Here is a 3,295-nt window from a genome sequence, read left to right as displayed (position 1 = left end):
CAGATAAGCCTGCACAGCTCGCATTTCCTCCAGAAGCTTCAGCGGATCGAGGTCGGCGGCGATTTCGCTCAGCCTGCTCTTGGCGGCAATCGGCATACCTTCCGCTTGCAGGAGACGCTCGCAGGGAGTCTGTGGTGGATGATAGCGCTTGGCCACCTTCGCGCCGTCGCGTTGCTTGGCAGCCAGTTTGAACGAGGGCTGGAAGAAGTTCACAAACAGCCGGGATGCCCCGTAGAGGCGCGTGATCGCCCTGGCTGCCGCCAAGCCCTCGAAGCGCCGATACCCCAGGAGCTTCCGTACAACCGCGCCATTTTTCTGCTCTATCCACGCTTGGTCGTTCTTACGGTGTTGATGGCTTTTCAAAAGCGCGGCTAAACGACGACAAGAGTTTGGTGCTTGTGGAGGCAACAAAAAGGCGGCCTTTGCAGGCCGCCGAGTGTCGAGGATGTGTGCTTCAGAACGGGGACGGGGCGTTTTCGATATCGCTGTGATCGGTCGGTGTTCGTTGCTGCTCCTGGATAAGTTCCTGGAGTTTGACGCAGTAGTGCGACCAGATGCTGTCGGCGAGATCGTTGAGGAACTCGAAGACCGCGAGCGCCTGTTCGGGTGTCCATTCGGGATTGATGAGGAAGTCGATTCCACGACTGAGGCCGGACGGTTGAGGATCTGGTTTCATGCCGCGGGCACCTTTTCGCCGGAGGAGCGGCTGGTGCGTTTTTCGCGCTGTGCCTTTGATCGCTCGGCCGCTTCCTTGAAGCGATAGGAATCGCCTTCGATGGAGATCACCTCGGATCGGTGCATGAGGCGGTCGACGAGGCTGACGACACAGGCGGCATTGGGAAAGACCTCCGACCAATCAGCGAAGGGTCTGTTGGTGGTGATGATGGTGGAGCGTTTTTCGTAGCGCCGGCTGATGAGCTCGAACAGCAGGTCCGCATGACGGTTCGAGTAGGACAGATACCCGACCTCGTCGATCGCAAGAACGTCGGCGGCGGCGTAGTGGTGAAGCCGTCGGCGCAAGGCTGCGTCGCTGTCGAGGGCGGCGAGTTCGCCGAGCATCTCGCTGGCGGTTCGGAAGAGGACGGTGTGACCGCAGATGAGCGCCTGGTGAGCGACATTGCGAGCAAGTGTCGATTTCCCGACGCCGTTGGGGCCGATAAAGACGATGTTGGCGGCATCGTTCATGAAGGACAGGGTCATCAGATCCTCGACGGCGGCGCGGTCGATGCGGCGAGGCCAGTGCCAATCATAATCGGACAGTTGCTTGAAGTGGCCGAGCCTGGCGGCACGCATGCGTCGCCGCATCGAACGGTCGGAGCGCTCCTCTTCTTCCCATTGAAGGACGGCGGCCAGCCAGTCCGCGCCAGCGATTTCGTCCCAATGGGTGATCAGGCCATTGAGGCGCAACGCCTTGGCCCGGTTGAGCAGGATATCGGGATTATTCATCATCTTTGCCTCCAAGGGTCAGTTGGTCGTAGCTGTCGAGGCGATGCGGCCGCACCGTCGTATCCTTGCGCCGCACATGTTCGGGCAGGCTCGTTTCGAGCGGCGGCGGAGCACCACGGGCGACCCGGCGGCGTTCCAGTACGTCGCGAACCGACCTGGAATGGGAGGCGCCGGCATGCAAAGCTTCCTCGACGGCGGCCTGCAGTTCCTGCGCGCCGTACAGGTCAAGCAGTTTCAGCATCGCGTTTGTGATCGCACCGATATTGGCGCCACGCTCGGCGGCCCGGATCATCAGCGTCTGGCAGGCCGGCACGGCGCGCGCCAGGCTGTTGAGGCCGCGATGCTGGCGCGCCTCGCGCTTGATTGCGACGAGAGCCTTGAGGTGCTGAGGGTCCTCGATCTGCTGGTCACGATCATAGCTGCGACGGTGACTGGCGATCATCTTTGCGCCGTCGAAGACGCGGACCAGGCCGAGATCGGCGCGCACGCTGAGCGTGCGCCGGACATGAGCATGCGGTACCGAGTAATCGTTGAGGTCGAAGCGCACATAGGGCGTTTTGCCGACCCTGGCGGCGACCTGCTCCTCGACGGGGTATGGGTTGGCGGGCAGCGGCAGAAGCAGTGGCTGCTCTTGCGCAAACGCCTGGCGGACCGTTATCGTCCGGTCCTCGGGGCATGGCCGGTCGGCTGCCTGGTTGCGGCACCACTGTTCGGCCTGGGCATTCAGATCGTCGAGGTCGGTGAACTTGCGGGCGATGAAGAATGCTTCCCTTATATGCCGTATGGCGCGCTCGACGCGGCCTTTTTCGTTGCCCCGGGCAACCGCGACAGGACGTGGCTCGAACCGATAGAAGCCGGCGAAGGCAAGCAGCGTCGGATGGAAGCGGATCGCATCGCCCTGGCGCTCGAGCACCGCACTCTTGAGATTGTCATAGAGCAGGACCCTGGGCAGCCCGCACCATGTGTTGAACGCGCCGACGTGACCGCGCAGGAAGTTTTCCATGCGCGCGTCGAGGAAGAAGCGCAGGTAGATGTCGCGTGAGTAGGGTGCGCAGCTTGGTGGCGAAGAGGCCGATCTCCTCTCGCACCGGCTGGTTCCACAAGGTCGAATTGGGCGCCAGTATGTAGACGGCAATCGCGCCGACCTCGACATTCTCGCCGATGCGGAAGGGCGGTTTCGCTCACCTTGCGCGCTACTGGACATCGGCCGCCGACTGCCTGGTCTGTGCGGAGCGCCTTTCGGCGCCGGCGATGGCAAGCAGCCGTCTTCTGCCCGCGGTCGATATCGATCACGAACGCCATCAGCGGCCGGCGGGCGTTGCCGATCTCGATGTGACCGAAGTGGGCCCAGTCGACCTGTCCCTGCTCGCCCGGCAATGTGCGTAGCCGCAGGAACGCCTCGGCCGGCTTGCGTGGACGGTGCAGGGCAACCAGGTGCCGAAAGTGCGTCGGCAAGCCCCGGTAGCCGCGCTCGCGCACCATCGCATAAAGGCGGCTGGCGGTCAGCGAGGGGAACTTTTCCAGCGTCTGCTCAATGAATGGCAGATACGGTTCAATGATTGAGGCTCTCTGCAGCGGCTTATGCCGGGGCAATCCCGCCTGGGCCAGAACGCGATGCACCGTCGTGTGATGGACATGCAATTGCCTGGCGATGGTGCCGCAGCGCCACTTCTCGGCGTGATACAGGCGCAGGATCTGCGCTTCCAGTTCGGGGCTGATGGTCATGATGCGGGCTCTCCGTCTGCGTAGTCAGCTTCACGGGCATAACGAGGCCCCCGGCGACGCACGAAGCCGGTGCGAACGAACGGCGACAGCCGACAGTCGCAGCGCCGACAGCACGGCGTGGGCA

At 63.0% G+C, this 3,295-nt stretch carries 4 protein-coding genes and 1 pseudogene; 1 reads left to right on the top strand and 4 read right to left on the bottom strand.

The window, feature by feature from the left end:
- The 4 genes and pseudogenes from EOA28_RS39650 to EOA28_RS29735 all read right to left on the bottom strand — a co-directional run.
- Nucleotides 1–348: pseudogene (locus EOA28_RS39650) on the bottom strand (transposase); the annotation flags it as partial.
- Nucleotides 349–454: 106 nt separating this feature from the next.
- Entirely contained in the window at nucleotides 455–676 is a 222-nt protein-coding gene (locus EOA28_RS29745; protein WP_128315577.1) for a hypothetical protein, read from the bottom strand.
- The gene (istB, locus tag EOA28_RS29740; protein WP_210214971.1) at nucleotides 673–1,449 is read right to left on the bottom strand and encodes an IS21-like element helper ATPase IstB; all 777 of its coding nucleotides are present in this window, start codon (nucleotides 1,447–1,449) and stop codon (nucleotides 673–675) included. The genes EOA28_RS29745 and istB overlap by 4 nt, the downstream gene beginning before the upstream one ends.
- Complete coding sequence (locus tag EOA28_RS29735) at nucleotides 1,439–2,449, bottom strand: transposase (protein WP_210214970.1); 1,011 nt, start codon at nucleotides 2,447–2,449, stop codon at nucleotides 1,439–1,441. Before EOA28_RS29735 ends, istB begins: the two co-directional genes overlap by 11 nt.
- 158 nt (nucleotides 2,450–2,607) lie before the next feature.
- On the opposite strand from EOA28_RS29735, the gene EOA28_RS39100 reads away from it, so the two are divergent.
- Nucleotides 2,608–2,832, top strand: a complete 225-nt coding sequence (locus tag EOA28_RS39100) for a hypothetical protein (protein WP_189342239.1) — start codon at nucleotides 2,608–2,610, stop codon at nucleotides 2,830–2,832.
- Nucleotides 2,833–3,295: the final 463 nt, after the last annotated feature.

Origin of the sequence: Mesorhizobium sp. M2A.F.Ca.ET.067.02.1.1, from assembly GCF_004023285.1 — a bacterium.
Lineage (GTDB): Bacteria > Pseudomonadota > Alphaproteobacteria > Rhizobiales > Rhizobiaceae > Mesorhizobium.
The sequence above is the reverse complement of the archived record's forward strand: the minus strand, read 5'-3'. Positions and strand labels throughout refer to the sequence as shown.

Excerpts from the sequence above, each read along its gene's own strand:
- EOA28_RS29745 (WP_128315577.1), bottom strand. The coding sequence starts at position 676 with ATGAAACCAGATCCTCAACCGTCCGGCCTCAGTCGTGGAATCGACTTC.
- istB (WP_210214971.1), bottom strand. The coding sequence starts at position 1,449 with ATGATGAATAATCCCGATATCCTGCTCAACCGGGCCAAGGCGTTGCGC.
- EOA28_RS29735 (WP_210214970.1), bottom strand. The coding sequence starts at position 2,449 with ATGGAAAACTTCCTGCGCGGTCACGTCGGCGCGTTCAACACATGGTGC.
- EOA28_RS39100 (WP_189342239.1), top strand. The coding sequence starts at position 2,608 with ATGCGGAAGGGCGGTTTCGCTCACCTTGCGCGCTACTGGACATCGGCC.